Source organism: Ligilactobacillus pobuzihii E100301 = KCTC 13174, from assembly GCF_000349725.1.
Classification (GTDB): Bacteria; Bacillota; Bacilli; order Lactobacillales; family Lactobacillaceae; genus Ligilactobacillus; species Ligilactobacillus pobuzihii.
In genome coordinates this window covers 42,481-60,094 of record NZ_KB714687.1, presented here as the reverse complement: position 1 = coordinate 60,094, position 17,614 = coordinate 42,481, and the positions used below count along the sequence as shown (strand labels likewise).

General features: G+C 39.5%; 17 protein-coding genes. 2 read left to right on the top strand and 15 right to left on the bottom strand.

Annotated features, from left to right (window positions below; all coding sequences use genetic code 11):
* Window positions 1–81: 81 nt before the first annotated feature.
* From rplK to LACPOB_RS0102530, 12 genes are all read right to left on the bottom strand, one after another.
* Window positions 82–507, bottom strand: a complete 426-nt coding sequence (rplK, locus tag LACPOB_RS0102580; RefSeq protein ID WP_017867272.1) for a 50S ribosomal protein L11 — start codon at window positions 505–507, stop codon at window positions 82–84.
* 188 nt (window positions 508–695) lie between these two features.
* Window positions 696–1,247, bottom strand: a complete 552-nt coding sequence (gene nusG / locus LACPOB_RS0102575) for a transcription termination/antitermination protein NusG (RefSeq protein ID WP_017867271.1) — start codon at window positions 1,245–1,247, stop codon at window positions 696–698.
* Between the two features lie 143 nt (window positions 1,248–1,390).
* Window positions 1,391–1,558, bottom strand: coding sequence for a preprotein translocase subunit SecE (gene secE, locus LACPOB_RS0102570; protein WP_017867270.1), 168 nt, complete (start codon window positions 1,556–1,558; stop codon window positions 1,391–1,393).
* Between the two features lie 36 nt (window positions 1,559–1,594).
* Window positions 1,595–1,747: a 50S ribosomal protein L33 gene (gene rpmG, locus LACPOB_RS12420; protein ID WP_081607034.1), complete on the bottom strand. Its 153-nt coding sequence runs from the start codon at window positions 1,745–1,747 to the stop codon at window positions 1,595–1,597.
* A gap of 196 nt (window positions 1,748–1,943) precedes the next feature.
* Window positions 1,944–2,465: an NYN domain-containing protein gene (locus tag LACPOB_RS0102565; protein ID WP_017867269.1), complete on the bottom strand. Its 522-nt coding sequence runs from the start codon at window positions 2,463–2,465 to the stop codon at window positions 1,944–1,946.
* Window positions 2,466–2,471: 6 nt separating this feature from the next.
* The gene (gene rlmB, locus LACPOB_RS0102560; protein ID WP_017867268.1) at window positions 2,472–3,227 is read right to left on the bottom strand and encodes a 23S rRNA (guanosine(2251)-2'-O)-methyltransferase RlmB; all 756 of its coding nucleotides are present in this window, start codon (window positions 3,225–3,227) and stop codon (window positions 2,472–2,474) included.
* 40 nt (window positions 3,228–3,267) lie between these two features.
* A complete protein-coding gene (locus tag LACPOB_RS0102555; protein WP_017867267.1) occupies window positions 3,268–3,669 on the bottom strand; it encodes a Mini-ribonuclease 3 in 402 nt (133 codons plus the stop codon).
* Between the two features lie 7 nt (window positions 3,670–3,676).
* Window positions 3,677–5,086 carry a cysteine--tRNA ligase gene (cysS, locus tag LACPOB_RS0102550; protein WP_017867266.1) on the bottom strand — a complete coding sequence of 470 codons (1,410 nt, stop codon included), beginning with the start codon at window positions 5,084–5,086 and terminating at the stop codon, window positions 3,677–3,679.
* Window positions 5,087–5,589: 503 nt separating this feature from the next.
* A complete protein-coding gene (gene gltX, locus LACPOB_RS0102545; RefSeq protein ID WP_017867265.1) occupies window positions 5,590–7,086 on the bottom strand; it encodes a glutamate--tRNA ligase in 1,497 nt (498 codons plus the stop codon).
* A 106-nt stretch (window positions 7,087–7,192) separates the two neighbouring features.
* Window positions 7,193–8,320, bottom strand: coding sequence for a PIN/TRAM domain-containing protein (locus tag LACPOB_RS0102540; protein WP_026142713.1), 1,128 nt, complete (start codon window positions 8,318–8,320; stop codon window positions 7,193–7,195).
* Between the two features lie 112 nt (window positions 8,321–8,432).
* On the bottom strand, window positions 8,433–9,806 hold the full coding sequence (radA, locus tag LACPOB_RS0102535) for a DNA repair protein RadA (RefSeq protein ID WP_017867263.1): 1,374 nt from the start codon (window positions 9,804–9,806) through the stop codon (window positions 8,433–8,435).
* 342 nt (window positions 9,807–10,148) lie between these two features.
* Window positions 10,149–10,685 carry a dCTP deaminase/dUTPase family protein gene (locus tag LACPOB_RS0102530; protein WP_017867262.1) on the bottom strand — a complete coding sequence of 179 codons (537 nt, stop codon included), beginning with the start codon at window positions 10,683–10,685 and terminating at the stop codon, window positions 10,149–10,151.
* 216 nt (window positions 10,686–10,901) lie between these two features.
* Between LACPOB_RS0102530 and rpiA the strand changes: the two genes are divergently transcribed.
* Window positions 10,902–11,591 (top strand): ribose-5-phosphate isomerase RpiA, encoded by a 690-nt coding sequence (gene rpiA, locus LACPOB_RS0102525; RefSeq protein WP_017867261.1) that lies wholly within the window; start codon window positions 10,902–10,904, stop codon window positions 11,589–11,591.
* A gap of 218 nt (window positions 11,592–11,809) precedes the next feature.
* The gene (locus LACPOB_RS0102520; protein ID WP_017867260.1) at window positions 11,810–13,144 is read left to right on the top strand and encodes a C1 family peptidase; all 1,335 of its coding nucleotides are present in this window, start codon (window positions 11,810–11,812) and stop codon (window positions 13,142–13,144) included.
* Window positions 13,145–13,714: 570 nt separating this feature from the next.
* Here the strand turns inward: LACPOB_RS0102520 and LACPOB_RS0102515 are convergent.
* The 3 genes from LACPOB_RS0102515 to LACPOB_RS0102500 form a co-directional block, all read right to left on the bottom strand.
* Window positions 13,715–14,392, bottom strand: coding sequence for a 2,3-bisphosphoglycerate-dependent phosphoglycerate mutase (locus LACPOB_RS0102515; protein WP_017867259.1), 678 nt, complete (start codon window positions 14,390–14,392; stop codon window positions 13,715–13,717).
* Window positions 14,393–14,968: 576 nt separating this feature from the next.
* Window positions 14,969–16,162, bottom strand: coding sequence for a CHAP domain-containing protein (locus LACPOB_RS0102505; RefSeq protein WP_017867257.1), 1,194 nt, complete (start codon window positions 16,160–16,162; stop codon window positions 14,969–14,971).
* Window positions 16,163–16,530: 368 nt separating this feature from the next.
* The gene (locus LACPOB_RS0102500) at window positions 16,531–17,475 is read right to left on the bottom strand and encodes an AEC family transporter (protein ID WP_017867256.1); all 945 of its coding nucleotides are present in this window, start codon (window positions 17,473–17,475) and stop codon (window positions 16,531–16,533) included.
* Between the last annotated feature and the right edge of the window lie 139 nt (window positions 17,476–17,614).

The window sequence follows — 17,614 nt, the reverse complement described above, 5'->3', positions numbered from 1 at the left end:
CTTGCAATTTGTGGTCTATCGGATAAACCTCCCACTTGATACATTCACTTTCGCGAAGTATCCGTCTGACAGGCATGGGAACTAGTCTTCAACAGTAAAGCCCATGCTCCGTGCAGTACCTTCAACCATGCGCATAGCAGCTTCAACATCTGCTGCGTTTAGATCTTGCATTTTTGTTTCGGCAATTTCCTTAACTTGGTCTTTAGTTACACTAGCAACCTTGTTTGTGTTAGGTTCACCGGAACCTTTTTCAACGCCAACAGCCTTCTTAAGTAAAACAGCTGCAGGTGGTGTCTTTGTAACGAAGTCGAATGAACGGTCTTCATAGACACTGATCACAACAGGGATGAGCATTCCTTCTTGGTCAGCAGTACGGGCATTGAATTCCTTAGTGAAGCCCATGATATTGATACCGGCCTGACCCAATGCAGGACCAACTGGCGGTGCAGGAGTTGCTTTACCAGCAGGGATCTGCAATTTAACAACGTTTGTTACTTTTTTTGCCACGGTGTATTCCTCCTTATATTCCGTGTGTGGTACGGATGGCCATGAAATTTGGCCTCCCACAGGTATGCCAAAAGCATACCTATAAAATATAGCATGCCCCTCACAGGTTTGCAAGCAGTTTTCACATATTTAAAAAAATGTCGTGCTTGATCGACCCGCTATGAGCTAGCTAGCCACCCGATCGTTAGTTAAACTAACTTGTCAACTTGGTCAAAGTTAAGTTCAGCCGCCGTTTCACGACCAAACATTTCAATATCGACCCGTAGTTTCATCTTTTCATTGTCGATTTCAGTGATCTTACCGACCATACCAGAAAAGGCACCATCGACGATCGTAACTGAATCGCCCACTTCAGCATCAAATTCTTCATGACGTGAGCTGAGACCTAATTGATGCAAAATCCCTTCGATCTCTTCATCAAGTAAGGGGGCAGGCTTACTACCAGCACCATGCGAGCCAACGAATCCTGTGACACCTGGTGTATTACGTACCACATACCATGACTGATCTGACATGACCATCTCCACTAAAACATAGCCAGGGAATGTTTTAAGTTTTTCAATTTTTTCTTTACCTGTCTTAGTCGTTTCAGTTTTCTCTTCTTCCGGCACCACTACCCGAAAAATGTTGTCTTCCATTCCCATTGACTGGGCACGTGATTCCAAGTTGGTTTTTACCTTGTTTTCGTAACCCGAATAGGTATGCAAAACATACCATTTTTTTTCGATATTTTCGGCCATTTTCTTTCCATTCTCCTTTTTCAATACTTTTTTATCTTTAATTTACTGTTTTTGCCAAAATAAAAAAACCTCGACCACGCGAAGTTTTCCTATCAGTTAATTGTATCAAATTACTGACATAATTGCTAGTTTGTTTAATTGAACTAGACAAATAATTGTAAAACGACCTGGACAAGATAATCAACGATCGCAAAAAAGATCGCAAAGGCAAGTGTCATCAAAATAACGGTTGACGTATCACGCCGATTTTCTCGTGCCGTGGGCCAAGTAACATCTTTCATTGTTTGTTTAACATCTTTAAGAAATTTCATTTTTAAGCCTCCATAGTTCCACGAAATTAAAGCAGCTTATTTAGTTTCACGATGTAAGGTGTGTTTGCCACAATACTTGCAAAACTTTTTTACCTCTAGCCGAGAAACTCGAGCAGGATTTTCCACTAAAGTGTAATTCCGTGAACCGCATTCTGAGCACGCTAAGGCAATTTTTCTTTTTCCTGCCATTCTTCAGTTCTCCTTCAATAATATCAATAGTAACTCTATCATGGATAGTCTGACCAGTCAATACTTTAGGCGTTAGCTAAACGCTTATCAGGCCGTCCGATCAGCACAAACAAATAAACAACTCTAGTTTTCAGTTAAACTCAGACTGGCTCAAATTTTACTAGTTATGATCAATAGCCGTTAGCACAGAGATTTTTCACCGAGACAAATGATCAAGCAAGCTTTTTAGCTCGGCTAGCTGTTCGTCGCTCCATGGATTACCTCGCACAGAATGTTCGTCTTGATAATGCCTAGCGGTCTGCTTAACTTCTTTTTGCGCGCGTCGAATATCTTGGGCTAGTTCCCAGGCAGGCTTACGTAAAGCCCCCTGCGAAAAGATCGTCCACTGTTCCGCTTGATCACTAGTAGCAACGGTGACCTGTGTCAAAGGTGTCATGAGTTGCCCTGCCAACGATTCAATGTAACTATCAGCCGTTTGCCCTTCATCCGTCCAAATCACCTGCAAGGTATATTGCTTGTAACTTTTGGACAGACCAGGGACATACATGGCATCAAAAACCACTATGATCTGGTAGCCACTTTGCTTATGGTAGTCAGATAACACTCTGAGTAATTGGTCACGTGCTTCTTCTAGTTGATCTTTTTTCTTAAGCTTATTTAATTTTGGCCAGTTGCCGATCATATTATATGCATCGACGATCAGAATGTTTTTCTTCATTAGCGCTTACTTTCCTCTACTTGTATAAACTTGATAGATCAATAGGCTAGCGGCCACACTAGCATTTAAACTTTGAACGTGTCCACTCATCGGGATCGAGACCATACCATCGCAATTTTTCTTCAATAATGGCGAGATCCCTTTGCCTTCATTACCGATCACTAAGGCCGTTGGTGCAGTTCCATCAAACTTACGGAAATCCTGACCTTCCATATCAGTTCCAAAGACCCATACACCACGTTTCTTCAATTCTTTAACAACATTGTTCAAATTATTAGCTCGCATAACTGGTACGTATTCTATGGCACCAGTTGAAGTCTTGGTGACCGTTGATGTCAGTTGGACAGCCCGACGTTTAGGGATAATGACCCCATGTACACCAGCCGCGTCCGCTGTCCGAATGATCGAACCTAAGTTATGCGGATCCTCGATCTCATCTAAGATCAAGAAAAAAGGTGGTTCATCAGCAACATCAGCTTTGGCGAATAGATCATCAAGCTGTGCATATTCGAATGGTGCCACAGAAACTGCTACACCCTGGTGATTTTGGTGATCAGTCAGCATGTCTAACTTGGCTTTAGGCACACGCGAAACAACGATCGATTTCTTACGCGCTAAAGTAGCCAACTCGAAAATAGCGTCTGATTTCAATTTTTCTTGCACATAGACCTTATTGACCGGCTGGTCGCCTTTCAAAACCGCCATTGCAGCGTGGCGACCAATCACCAAGTCCGTTTGATCGGTAGTATTTTTCTTATTCATTTATTTTCTTCCTTTTTATGCGCGAATCCGTGCGCTAAAGTTAAGCACGGTCAGCTTCAACGGTTTCTATACACCACTGGGCTAATTCTTTCAAGCGGTCGTCTTGTTCACTGGTATACAAGTAGCCAAATAAGGCTTCAAAACCAGTTGAGATCCGATACGTTATGACAGCCGTATTTTTAGCCGATGTGTGGCTTTTAGCGTTGCGACCTTTTTTGAAAAAAGTCCACTCAGCTTCATTTAACTTATCTTGTACTTCCATTTGTTTGATCAAAAAAGCCTGGGCCTTAGCTGAAACGTAATGAGTTGCCGTGCGCTGAAGCTTATTGGGCTTAGTCAACCCCAGCTCCAATAAATGCTCACGGACAAAAACCTCCCAGATTGCATCACCAATATAAGCGAGTGCAATTCCGTTGATCTGTTGATAATTTGCTCTTGTCATATTTAGCCTAATCTCTCTTCCACCGGGTACCTTGTGGAGTATCTTCCAAAATGATCCCCTGTTCTTTTAATTCGTCTCTGATCCGATCGCTTAAAGCGAAGTCTTTATTTTTCCGCGCAGCATTACGTTCTTTGATTTTAGCCTCGATCTGCTCATCTAAAATGCCAGCTTGTTTGATCTCGATTCCAAACACAGACACGATTTTTTCGAAACCGTCTAATAAGTATTGTAAAGTAGCAGTATTGACCTGATCTTTTGCCGCGTAGATATTTAGTTCCTTAACTAGTTCATAAACGACAGCGATCCCGTTTTGCGCATTAAAATCATCGTCCATTGCTTCTTCAAAATGTGCTTTGTGATCTTGGAACTCCTTTTGAACAGTTGCATCCAATTCACCTTGCTCAGCTTGTTTTAAACGATAAGAAATATTATCAGCCGCAGTTTGGATCCGCTCCAAATTAGCCTTTGCATCCTGCAAGTTAGCAGAAGAATAGCGAATTGGACGCCGATACTGTGTCGTTGCCATAAAGAAGCGTATGATCTGCGGATCGACTTTTTCAAGAAGATCATGAACTGTCACGAAATTACCAAGTGATTTGCTCATCTTTTCGTCTTCTTCACCGATCGTTACGAAACCATTATGCATCCAGTAGTTAGCAAATTTATGGCCAGTTTTGGCTTCACTTTGAGCGATCTCATTTTCATGATGAGGAAATTCTAAGTCCTGTCCACCACCATGGATATCAATAGTGTCACCTAAATACTTGGTCGACATTACAGAACATTCAATATGCCAGCCTGGGCGCCCCCTGCCAAATGGGGAATCCCATGCTATTTCACCAGGTTTAGCAGCCTTCCAGACCGCAAAATCTAGTGGATCTGCTTTTTTAGCCTGATCTTCAGCACTTAAACGTGCACTGGCTCCTTGCTCTAAGTCATTAACTGACTGGCCTGACAACAAACCATACTTCCTGAACTTACGGGCACGGTAATAGACATCACCGCCTGACTCATAAGCATATCCTTTATCCACTAAGGTTTGCACAAAAGCAATTATGTCGTCCATGTTATCCATGACGCGCGGATTTAGGTCAGCCCGTTTAACATTCAAGGAATCTGTATCTTCGTAAAAAGCCTTGATAAACTTCTCAGTTACCTCTGACACGGTCAAACCCATTTCTTGACTAGCTTTGATGATCTTATCATCGACATCCGTAAAATTAGAAACGTATTTAACTTGATAACCTTTATATTCTAAATAACGCCGGACCGTGTCAAATGCGATCGCACTGCGGGCATTACCGATATGAATGTAATTGTAAACGGTTGGTCCACAGACATACATCCTGACCTTACCAGGTTGCATTGGCACGAATTCTTCTTTTTTCTTAGTTAAAGTATTATATAGCTGGATCATATAAAAACCTCCTGATAGACTCTTACCATTGCCAGTTTTGACTCTCATTTAATATATACTGCAAAAACAGTGCGTTTTGTTTTTTGAACTACAATTTTTTCTGTTTTATAAAAACAAGCTGTCTGGCTACCTGATAACCAAAAAATAATTACTTCGCTGGTTTGTTTGTGTGACTTACATTGGCGAACTAGGTGGTACATTCTTGTTTGTAATGCTTAGTTTAACTAACTTTGTACTACATTTGTGGTTGTAACACTTACTTCGACCGACTTCGCATTACATTTGCATTTGTAACACTTACTTCAACGGACTTTGTATTACATTTAAGTTTGTAACACTCACTTTAGCCGACTCTGCGTTACATTTCCACTTGCAAAGCTTACTGAGCGCATGTTAGTCTCACATTTACCTGCCAACTTGCACTGTAATTTTACCATTTTAACAAAAAAGTCCGGTGACAAAACAAACTCAGTTTTGTTTCCGAACTTTTCGCTTATCAGTGTTTAAAGCTTAATTCCTAATTCTGCAAAAGTCTTATCCAAGTGTGCCAACACTTTTTCGCGCCCGATCAATTCAATCGAAGGTGAAAGGTCTGGGCCATGCATTTCACGTGTTGTGGCGATTCGGATCGGCATATAAAGTTTCCGACCACGGATGCCGGTTTCCTTTTGGATCTGCATGATCACTGACTGGATATTAAAGGCATCAAACACTGGCAATTCTTTGATTTTTTGCGTAAATTTCTTCAAAACAACTGGAGCTGTTTCCTGTTGCATTTCATTCAAAGAATCCTCGTCAAGAGATTCAGGTTCGTTGAAGAAAACAGAAGACAGGTCGATCATTTCAGCCGCATATGACATTTGTTGTTTGTACAAGTTTGTCAACTGACGAGCCCATTCAATTTTTTCTTTCGATGGGTTTTTCGGTAAACGGTCAGCCTTGATCAATTGTTCGATTGCTAATGAAGTGATCTGGTCAGCATTGCCGGCCTTAACGTATTGGTTATTGACCCATTCAAGCTTCTTGTTATCAAATGAAGCGGGTGATTTACTCAAACGTTTAGGATCAAACATCTTGATAAATTGCTTCTTAGTGAAGATCTCTGATTCACCCACTGGTGACCAACCTAACAATGTGATGAAGTTAAACATGGCATTTGGCAAATACCCCAATGAACGGTACTGTTCGATAAATTGCAAAATAGTTTCGTCACGTTTACTTAACTTTTTACCAGTTGCAGTGTTAATGATCAGTGACATATGGCCAAAAACTGGTGCTTCCCAACCAAAGGCGTCATAAACAGCTAACTGCTTAGGCGTGTTAGCGACATGATCATCCCCACGTAAAACGTGTGTGATCTTCATCATGTGATCATCTACAACTACAGCAAAGTTGTAAGTTGGCATACCATCACGCTTGGCAATGACAAAATCGCCACCGATCGTATCAGACTGGAAGCTGACCTTACCTTTAACGATGTCGTCCCATTCATATAAATGATCATGTGGCACACGCAAACGAATGACCGGCTTGAGTCCTTTAGCTTTAGCAGCTTCTTTTGAAGCCTTGATCTGATCAGCGGTCATACCTTCATATTCGTAGATATAACGCGGCGCTTCACCATTAGCCCGTTGTTCATCACGTTGGGCACTCAGTTCATCTTCAGTCATGTATGATTCATAAGCCAGATCCTTGTCGATCAATTCTTGGATCAATGGTTCATAGATATCACGACGTTCTGATTGACGGTACGGACCGTATTCACCTGGCTTGTCGGGACCTTCATCCCAGTCGATGCCTAACCATTCCAAGTTATCCATCTGGCTTTTTTCGCCGTCTTTAACATTTCTTTTTGTATCTGTATCCTCGATCCGCAAGACAAACGTCCCATTATTATGTCGTGCAAATAAGTAATTGAATAATGCTGTCCGGGCATTTCCGATATGCAGATGTCCAGTCGGACTGGGAGCATAACGGACCCGAATTTTATCACTAGCCATTAAAATTACGCCTCTTTCGTTGATATTCGTCTTTTCTGGCTGTTTAAACAGCCACACCACTAAATTGTACTATGCTTATTACTAAAAATAAATAGTCTAGACCAAACTAATTAGAGTTTTTCTCATTGATACCGCGTTTTGAATGGACCGGTTTAGCAAAGATCATCCGACCAGCGTCAGTTTGGATGGCACTGGTAACTTCAACTTCGATCGTGTCATTCATGTAATACTGTCCATCTTCGACCACGATCATCGTTCCATCATCTAAGTACGCTACACCTTGTTGACGCTCAGTCCCTTTTTTAATGATCATGACTTTCAAAGTCTCGCCTGGGATAACACGTGGTTTCAAAGATTTAGCCAAAGCGTTGACGTTAAGCACTTCTACGTTTTGAAATTCAGCAACTTTATTTAAATTATAGTCGTTAGTAACGACCACCGCATCGATCATTTTAGCCAATTTCAACAACTTACTATCAACTTCTTGAATGTCATCAAAATCACCATCGTACATTTGAACAGGCATGATCTTTTCGTCACGTAATTTGTTTAAAATATCGAGTCCGCGCCGTCCCCGCACACGTTTGACACTATCTGCCGAATCAGCGATATACTGTAATTCATATAAAACGAAGTTTGGAACGACCAAAACACCTTCCAAAAAACCAGTCTGAACGAGGTCATAGATACGCCCATCGATCAAAATATTGGTATCCAGCAACTTATATTTATGGAAATTATCGCCGGCCTTGCGTTCTAAAACATCACCAGAACGACCATTCACGTCTTCAAAAGCGGTTTTCTTATGGCGCCCAAAAATTTTACGAATATCATTATAACGAGAACGACCAAGTGTAAAGCCTAAATATGCAAATAAAACTGCCAAAACAATGGGTAAGATCGTGCTTAAGAAAAATAATTGCGAATTCGAGAATAATAGAGAAATCAAAACGCCGATCACTAACCCGATTACTGTTGACACTATTTCTGTGACGACCAATTCTGGTCTTTCGTTTGCCAAAAACTTTTCAATTTTTTGAACTAATCTTTCCACCGGATCGATCAATAATATACTCAAAACTACAAAAACTAACAAACCAATGACCATATCAATAAAAATATTGTTGAGCCACCGATTAGAAACGTTGAACGCTGACCAGATCATTGGCATAAATGAGTAACCAGCGCCGATCCCTAAAAGTGCGAAAATCAACTGGATCATCCTTTTTCGCATCATTATCACTTCACTTTCTATTTTTTGATCACCTAAATACCCACATGACCTGAGTAAAAGATATTCCTTAAATTATTTTATCAAAAATCATCCAACTATGTGTGCTTTTTGCCTAATCAAAAGCAAAATGTAAAGCTTGGTTTAACGTTTTAACACCACGAATCTCGACATTCTCGGGCAAATGGGCTTCAGCCAGGTTATTTTGTGGGATAATGATCCGCTTAAAACCAAGTTTTTGAGCCTCTTTGACACGTGTTTCAATATCAGATACTCGTCTAATTTCCCCGGTTAAGCCAACTTCACCGATAAAACAATCCGTCGGGACGGTTTCTTTTTCACGATAACTAGACGCAATACTAATTGCCAAAGCTAAATCGATCGCTGGTTCATCTAATTTAACGCCACCAGCGGCCTTTAGGTAAGCATCCTGATTTTGTAACATCAACCCCGCTCTTTTTTCGAGTACAGCCATGATCAAAGAAACACGATTTTGATTCAAACCAGCTGTTGTTCTTTTCGCATTCCCAAAAGCAGTTGGTGTTACCAAAGCCTGGATCTCAACTAAGATCGGTCGCGTTCCTTCTAGTGAAACAACGACCGCCGAACCAGTTGCACCTTTTAGACGCTCTTCCAAAAAAATCTCCGAGGGATTATTAACTTCTTGTAAACCATCCTCACGCATATCAAACACACCGATCTCATTAGTGGAACCAAAACGATTTTTAACCGCCCGTAAGATACGGTAAGAATGGTGCAAGTCACCTTCAAAATACAAAACCGTGTCTACCATATGTTCTAAGATCTTGGGACCAGCGATCGCACCGCCCTTAGTAACATGACCGACAACGAAGATCGTGATGCCTTGCCCCTTAGCTAAACGCATTAAGTCAGCTGTTACTTCACGGACTTGTGAAACACTACCGACCGCAGAAGACATTTCTGGTTCCTGCATGGTTTGCACAGAATCGATAATAACGTAATCGGGCTTTAAATTATCAATATTAGCACGGATCGCTTCCATGTCAGTTTCTGGATAGAGGTAAAAATCATCACTTGAAACTGCCAAACGGTCAGCCCGCAATTTGATCTGGTTCGCACTTTCTTCACCGGAAACGTATAAAACTTTGCCACCAGTCTGTGCCAGTTGACCAGAAACTTGCAATAAAAGTGTTGATTTACCAATACCCGGATCCCCACCGATCAGAACTAAAGAACCAGGTACGATCCCACCGCCCAAAACACGATTCAGTTCATTGATCTGTGTTTGGACACGCGGAGTTTGCTTTAACGAAACGTCTTTTAGTAATTGCGGTTTGTTCGAACTAGAAGTCCCCGTTGATAATGTAGAAGCAACTGCTTTAGGTTGTTTTTTTTCAACTTCTTCAACTAAAGTATTCCATTGACCACAGTTAGGACATCTACCCAAATATCGTGGTGAAGAATAGCCACAGTTTTGACAGACATATTTAATTTTTGCTTTTGCCACTAGGCTGCCTCTTTTCTCTCTTTTAAAAATATTTTTCTTCCATAATTAGGAGGCTGGGACAAAACAATATTCCAGTTTCTTCTTTTGCTAAAAATAATCAAATTATCGCTTCTAATTTTTATAGCATAAACGCGTTTCAAAAGTCTGAATCCTCAATGTAATGCCGGCTTCAAAACGACTTTTGTCCCGCTCTCCTTTAAATATTAACATGGCCTATAGTAAAACAACCTTTTCGCGCTGTTTTATTTAGTTAAGTCCTAGCTATCTTTGACGCCATGTTAAAAAGTACGAGTTGACCAGAAATTAATGCTTATTTTTTAGCTAAAATCTTCCCACCTGCTTTTATTTACCTGATGAACCAAAGCCACCGGTCCTTTTTGCAGTTGGTTTTTCTTCTCCATCAGCTGTCAAATATGGCATGAAGATCCCCTGGCCAATTTTTTCACCTTGTTTGATCGTTTGGTCAAATAATGAAAAATTTAGTAACTGGAAAAAAATCTCGCCTTCGTTATTGTCATTATTATAATAATCTGCATCGATAATGCCCACACCATTTGGCAAAACTAAGCCGCGTTTTAACGGAGCACTTGAACGATCGGCTAATAATAAGTATTCATCGTCACCCATGTACGCTTTGATCCCCGTGGGTACTAAGTATGGTTTCAAAATTTTTTGCGCTGCAGTCATTTCATCTGGAGCGACTGCCTGACCTTTTTTCAAGGCAGCTAAAACTTTGATAAAATTTTTCTTCCAAATACTTGGCAACACAAAATCTTTGGAAGCAAAGAAATCATATCCAGCTGCATTTTGTGTGGCTCTTCGTGGTAATTTGGCGCTTGATGCAGCATAACTGCTGACTTTTTCAAATCCTCTTTTCAATTTTGACCCTCATTTTCCCATAAATTTTCAGACATTTTCATGATAACATATTTCCTTACTGCCAGTACTGGTCAGAAGCCTTTTTTAATTAAATATACGATTATGATATAATAGAAGAGCTATCAAACAACAGGCATGACTAAATCTTAACAACTTTATTCTTTGTTACTGATTTAGCCACTCTTAAGAAAAACCACGAGGAGGAGACAGCTCATCATGAAACAGGATGAATTAAAAAGATTAGTTGGTGAAAAATCTGTAGAATGGATCAAGGATGGTATGACAGTTGGTTTGGGGACAGGTTCAACAGTCAAATTTATGGTAGATGCTTTGGGTCGCCGTGTCAAAACAGAAGGCTTGCATATTACAGGAGTCACCACTTCTAAGGCAACTGCTAAACAAGCTGAAGAACTAGGCATCACACTCAAATCAGTTGACGCCGTTGATCACATTGACTTGACCATCGATGGTGCTGACGAAATCAGTAATGATTTTCAAGGCATCAAAGGTGGTGGCGCTGCTTTACTATTTGAAAAGATCGTCGCTACTAATTCCGACCAGATCATGTGGATCGTGGATGAAAGTAAAATGGTCAAAAATTTGGGTGCTTTTCCACTACCAGTTGAAGTTATTCCTTATGGTAGTCAAAAAGTTTTCGAACGTTTCGATAAAAAAGGCTACAACCCAACTTTCCGCAAAAATAACGATGGCAATAGTCTCTTGTTGACTGACTCTGAAAACTACATCATCGACCTACACTTGAATGACATCTTAGATCCTGAAAAGTTAGCCGATGACTTGATCAAAGAAGTCGGTGTGGTTGAGCATGGCTTATTCTTAAATATGGTCAATACTGTGATCGTCGGTCGCGCTGACGGTCCAGAAGTTTTAGAAGCTAAACGTTAAATTAAAAAATTATCATTTTTGCAAGGAGAGCTATCATGGCTCTCCTTTTTTAGTCTTGAATGTGAAACTATAATAATTCTGGTGAAAACCATTCTGACCGAATTCAAGCCTACTCGTTGACTTTTAATTTTATGTGAGCTAGATAAGCTGAATGTATTTACTATTATTAAAATATGCCGTAATATATGAGTAGACTGTTAAAGGAGAGTGACTTTTTAATGACCAAAGCAATCACTGCTGATCAATTAAAAAATTATCAACAAAATCTTGACCAACACACAGGTGCACAAGTTGCAGAACGTGCTGTAACAAAAAATGGTATTTTAGCAACAAGTATTGATTATCGTTCAAAAATCAACATGAACCCTGTTTTCTCCATTGATTTGGATACAGGTGAAGTTGCCAACCAGAAACAATCTGGTCGTTGCTGGATGTTCGCTGCGTTAAACACAATGCGTCATGATATTCACAATAACTTTAAGGTAGCGGATGATTTCGAATTATCCCAAAGCTACACATACTTCTGGGATAAGCTCGAAAAGGCCAACTACTTCTATGAAAATGTTTTAAAAACTGCTGATTTGCCAACTAGCGATCGTAAAGTTAGCTGGTTAATGACAACACCGCAACAGGATGGTGGTCAGTGGGACATGGTAGTCGCTTTGATTCAGAAATACGGTGTTGTCCCTCAATCCGTAATGCCTGAAACAAAGAACTCATCTGCTTCCGGTGAATTCAACAATACATTGAACCTTAAATTACGTAAGGATGCCGTTGAATTACGTGAATTAGTTGCCAGCAAAGCAAGTAACGAAGAAGTTGATGCAAGAAAAGATAAGATGTTAAATGAAGTTTACCGGATGTGTGCATATAGCTTCGGTGAACCAACTCGATCATTTGACTTCGAATACCGTGATAAAGACAACAACTATCACATCGACAAAGACCTAACACCACAGGACTTCTTTGACAAATACGTTGGTTGGAATCTTGATGACTATGTTTCGATCATCAACGGACCAACTGATGACAAGCCATACAACCACATGTACACAGTTGAAATGCTCGGAAACGTAGTTGATGGCCGTCAGATACGTCACTTAAACGTCGACATGAACACGTTCCGTGATGTCGCCGTAAAACAATTGAAATCCGGCGAAAGTGTTTGGTTCGGTTGTGATGTGGGCCAATCATCTGATCGTCAACAGGGTATCATGGATACTGAACTTTACAGTAAAGATGAATTATTCGACATTGATTTTTCTATGTCTAAAGCAGAACGCTTAGACTACGGTGAAAGCTTGATGACACACGCAATGGTCCTTACTGGTGTTGATCTAGTCGATGACAAACCAACGAAGTGGAAAGTTGAAAACTCATGGGGAAATAAAGTCGGATCAAAAGGCTTTTTTGTAATGAGTGACAATTGGATGGATGAATACTGCTACCAAGTTGTTGTTAATAAAAAATTCTTGCCAGCAGAACTTCAAGAACAATTGAAGGAAGAACCAAAAGTTCTTGCACCATGGGATCCAATGGGTTCATTAGCTTAATCTGATATTTTGGAATACCACAGTTACCAATCTGTTTGGCGACTGTGGTATTTTTTGTTGTCTGAAATTATGCTTGTTGGATATTACCAGATCAACTAGTTTAGAGCTTTTACTATATGATCGATAGGTTTTATTTCTAGCTTTGTAACACTTAATAAGGCTGACTTAGTCTCTCATTTTTATTTTTGATGCTTACTTTCCATAATTTAGCAACACATTTTAGCTTGTGGTGCTTACTTCTAGTGACTTGGTGTTGTATTTTCATTTATGCTACTTACTTATGCTGACTTAGAATTACATTCACGTTTGTAACGCTTACTTTGACTGACTTGGTCTCACATTTCTGTTTATAAGACTTACTTTCGATAACTTGGTTTCTCATTTTTATTTACATTCCTTACTATCATCAACTTCGAGTCACATCCCCCTTTGTGACACTTACTTCTGCTAAGTTAGGCTTAGATTTACACTTGTAACGCTTACTTTGGCTAATTTAGCCGGACATCTCCGCAATTTTTTATTTCTCAAAAAAAATAATGCTTCCAGTTTTTCAAGCTGAAAACATCATCTTTAGTCAGTAACTATTGTTTTGTCGGTTAAATTCATTTTTTCATCAAAGGTATAAATGATCGGTTCTCCATTCGCGACCTCTACACCATCGATATCTTTATCACTAATTCTTTCAATAAACTTGATCATTGCACGTAACGTACTGCCATGTGCCACCACTAACTGATTTTTGCCATCCATCAACTGTGGTGCGATCGTGTCCGTCCAGTACGGCACGATCCGTGCACTAGCCATTTTCAAGCTTTCTGCTAACGGCAATGAAGACTCAGGCAAATTAGCATAACGCCGATCTAAAACGGGAAAATCCAGCTTAGGGGGGACTGCGTAATATGAACGACGCCACAAAGCAACTTGCTGCGCACCGAAGATCTTTCGAGTATCATCTTTATTCCAGCCCCGTAAAGAACCATAATGTCGTTCATTCAAACGCCACGTTTTGTGGATCGGAATATACGATTGGTGCAGTTCATCCAAAACAATGTTAGCTGTCTTGATCGCACGAACTAAGACTGAAGTGTGCAGATCCGCGAATTCAAGCTGCTGGCTACGTAATAACTTTCCAGCAACATGAGCTTGTTTAACGCCATAGTCTGTGAGTGGCGAATCTGACCAGCCAGTGTATTCATTAACCTTGTTTGCAAGACTTTGTCCGTGCCGTAACAATACTAATTTTGACATCAAGGTCCATCCTCTCTACTCTCTCAGCCATTATCATAGCAAATTTTGACTTTAAAAAACAGTCTTTGTATTTTTCACCACATAGAAAAAACACAGAGTCTCCCCCCCATTTTTATTCTGAAATTGTAGCAACCGAAATACCAGGTGCAGCAGCGCTCATCAATGTGATAGTAGTAGCAAGTTCCAGTGCACTTTTACTCAGAAAATTATTAGTCATAAATATATTCTCCTATGTAATACTCTACAAGCTTTATCTTATCGTCGTGCTGTTTTAATGCCCATTACAGCTTAATTACAAAACATCCGAAAATACTACCATATCAGTATTTTTAAATAACAGTAACTTTTATAAAAATATTTGCGGTCTACCAATTCTCAATAAATACCTGTCTTTTCAAACAACGATCTCCAGTTTATTGATCTCAAAATTCAGCTTACATTCTGTAGCATTTATCTGATTAATTTTTAAATAGTCAGATAACTCTAGTATAGGTACAGTACAAAAAAGAGCACATTACCTGTGCTCTTTTCTTTTTACATATTCATATTTTACCATTAGGGTTTAACAAACTGACTTTATGGATGGATGTATGCCATAGCAGCACCAGCTGAAAGCGTCTGTGTATTAGGGCCCATTGGATTAGAGAAACCTGTACCACCTTGTGTAATAGTTACAGAACCGCCATTAACGCTTTGAACAAGTGCGACATGACCATATCCTGGAGCTGCAGTCCAGCCACCAACATTAGCACCACCAGCATAAACAGCAACGGAACCTGGAGATGGAGTATTGTCTACACGGAATCCAGCAGCTGAAGCTGAAGCAGCCCATTCCTGACCATTACCCCAGTGTCCGCCGACCCACGGAGCAGCCATTTTAACATAGTAAGTACATTGACCAGCAGGATAACCGTTCGGGCCGCCGCCCTTGCCATGATGACCGCCATCAAGCTTAACTTGTTGTACTTGAGCTTTGTTACTGTTATTGCTGTTACTATTACTACTGTTATTATTAGCTTTTTTATTGTTAGCTTTAACCTTCAAAACAGTATTGTCATCATTTTTGACAGCATCATTTTGGTTATCCCGGTTTTTTTGTGTAGCATCAGCATTTGCAGAAGCATGAGCTTCATCAGCAGCACGACCAGCAGTTTCTAAGTCTTTAGCCTTTGCTACCTTTTCTGCAGCTTTTTTAGCGGCTTTAGCATTTGCTTGAGCTGTTTCGTCTTCCTTGTTCTTTTTAGCAGTTAATTCTGCTTGTTTTGCATCAAGACCAGATTTCATTTTCAATAAAGACATTTTTTCGTCTTTTTGATCTTTAACGGACTTAGTCAAATCAGCTTGTTCCGCCTCAACTTGTGCCTTGTCATTTTTTTGTTGTTCCATTGTTTGGTTGTTAGCATGAACCACACGCGCAACAGTGACACCACGACCAATAGCGTCAGAAACATTTTCAGAATCACTTAAGAATTGAACAACAGAACCTGAGTTGTTGATTTGAGCTGACTGAGCTTGCTTTTTCAACTGACCATCACGTTTTGCGATATCAACTTTCAAATCATTGATTTTTTGTGACTTTTTCATCTGAACTTCAGTTGCAGCATTGATTTTCTTTTGTGATGCAGCAATCTTAGCTTTTGTATCTTTGATCTCAGTGTTCACATCATTCAGATCTGAAGCCGTATTAGCTGACACACTTGGTGCAACAACACTCATTGTTGTTACAGTTGCCAAAACAATGGCACATTGACTAAGTAAATTTCTTTTCATGAATATGTTCTCCTATGTAAAATAATGTTTTCAATTAAATAATTTTTATTCGCTTAATTACCACGATTTCTATATTAGCATTATTATCTTAAGATAACCATTACATTATATTTACAAAAAACTATATATCTCAGCAAAACAGGCCTTAATATTACAAAAATATTTCATAATTAAAAGCAAACAAAATTTGTTCATTTTCAAACATCACAACCAACAAGTTTTTTTGGCATTATTCATGAACTTACGTTTTTTACAACCTTTAAGTTTTATTACAAACAAACTGACACTAATACCAACTAATTTTTTCAAAATAGCTCAAAAAAGCCTTTACCCTCCATTACAGAAAGTAAAGACCACAAAATTTTATCTCACAAACCTTGAGTCACTGACATCAAGATGGGAACCACTAACAAGGCTAAAAAGGTAGTTTCTGTAACCATTACTGACGCATAATCCGCGTCCGCATTATACAAGCGTGCCACCACGGGCGCATTTGTCATCACTGGCATGGCTGATTGCAATATAAAAACTTGTTTCATTAAAACCGGAAAGTTAGTGGGTGCGACTAACAATGTCATCAACAGAGGCGCTAAAACAAATCGGCCCAATAAAATCAACAAATTATCTTTTTTTAGGGTCAATTGCTTTAGTCCCGCGTTATAAACACAGATCCCGATAAAGATCATCGATAATGGTGTGGTTAAGTTTCCTAAATAACTCAAATCCTTGCTCAAGAATAATGGTAACTTAATGTTCAATAAAACCAGTACTACTCCAACGATAAAACCTAACAAAGGCGGTGAGAGCACTTTTTTAAGCGTTATTTTCCAATTAAAAGTTGCTTCAGTAGAACCATCTTTTTGAATAAAATAAGTCCCGATCGTCCAAAAAATAGTCGTATTTGCCATATAATAAATCAAAACAAACGGAATACTTTTAGACCCGAATAATGCTTGATTGATCGGTAGGCCCACAAAAACAGTGTTGGAATTAAAAAACATCGATGAAAACAAACCATGATGACTCGGATCAACTTTTAGGATCCGAGTAAACAGCAAGGCGATCACCATTAAGATCAACATTGAAAGCACAGGGAAAACCAAATCAGGCACGATCGATATCAACTCATGTGAAGTAAACTTACTCGTGATCGTGTCGATCATGTAGCAAGGTAGTGCAAGTTGCGTAACTAATTTGGCGATCAATTTGTCAGTAGAACCTGGAAACCATCCCATAGCAGCAAGCACATAACCTACGATGATCAAAACTAAAATAATGATCACACCTGAAATACTATGCAAAAAAATATTCAAAATAAACTCTTCTCTCTAAAATTGTTGCAAAAATAACCTACCATATAAGTATACACGCCTTTTATTTTCATGAAAAGAAAGCAAAGTTTCGTTTTTCTTTTTCTTTCAATACTTAAATTATCACCTTTTTCAGACCAGC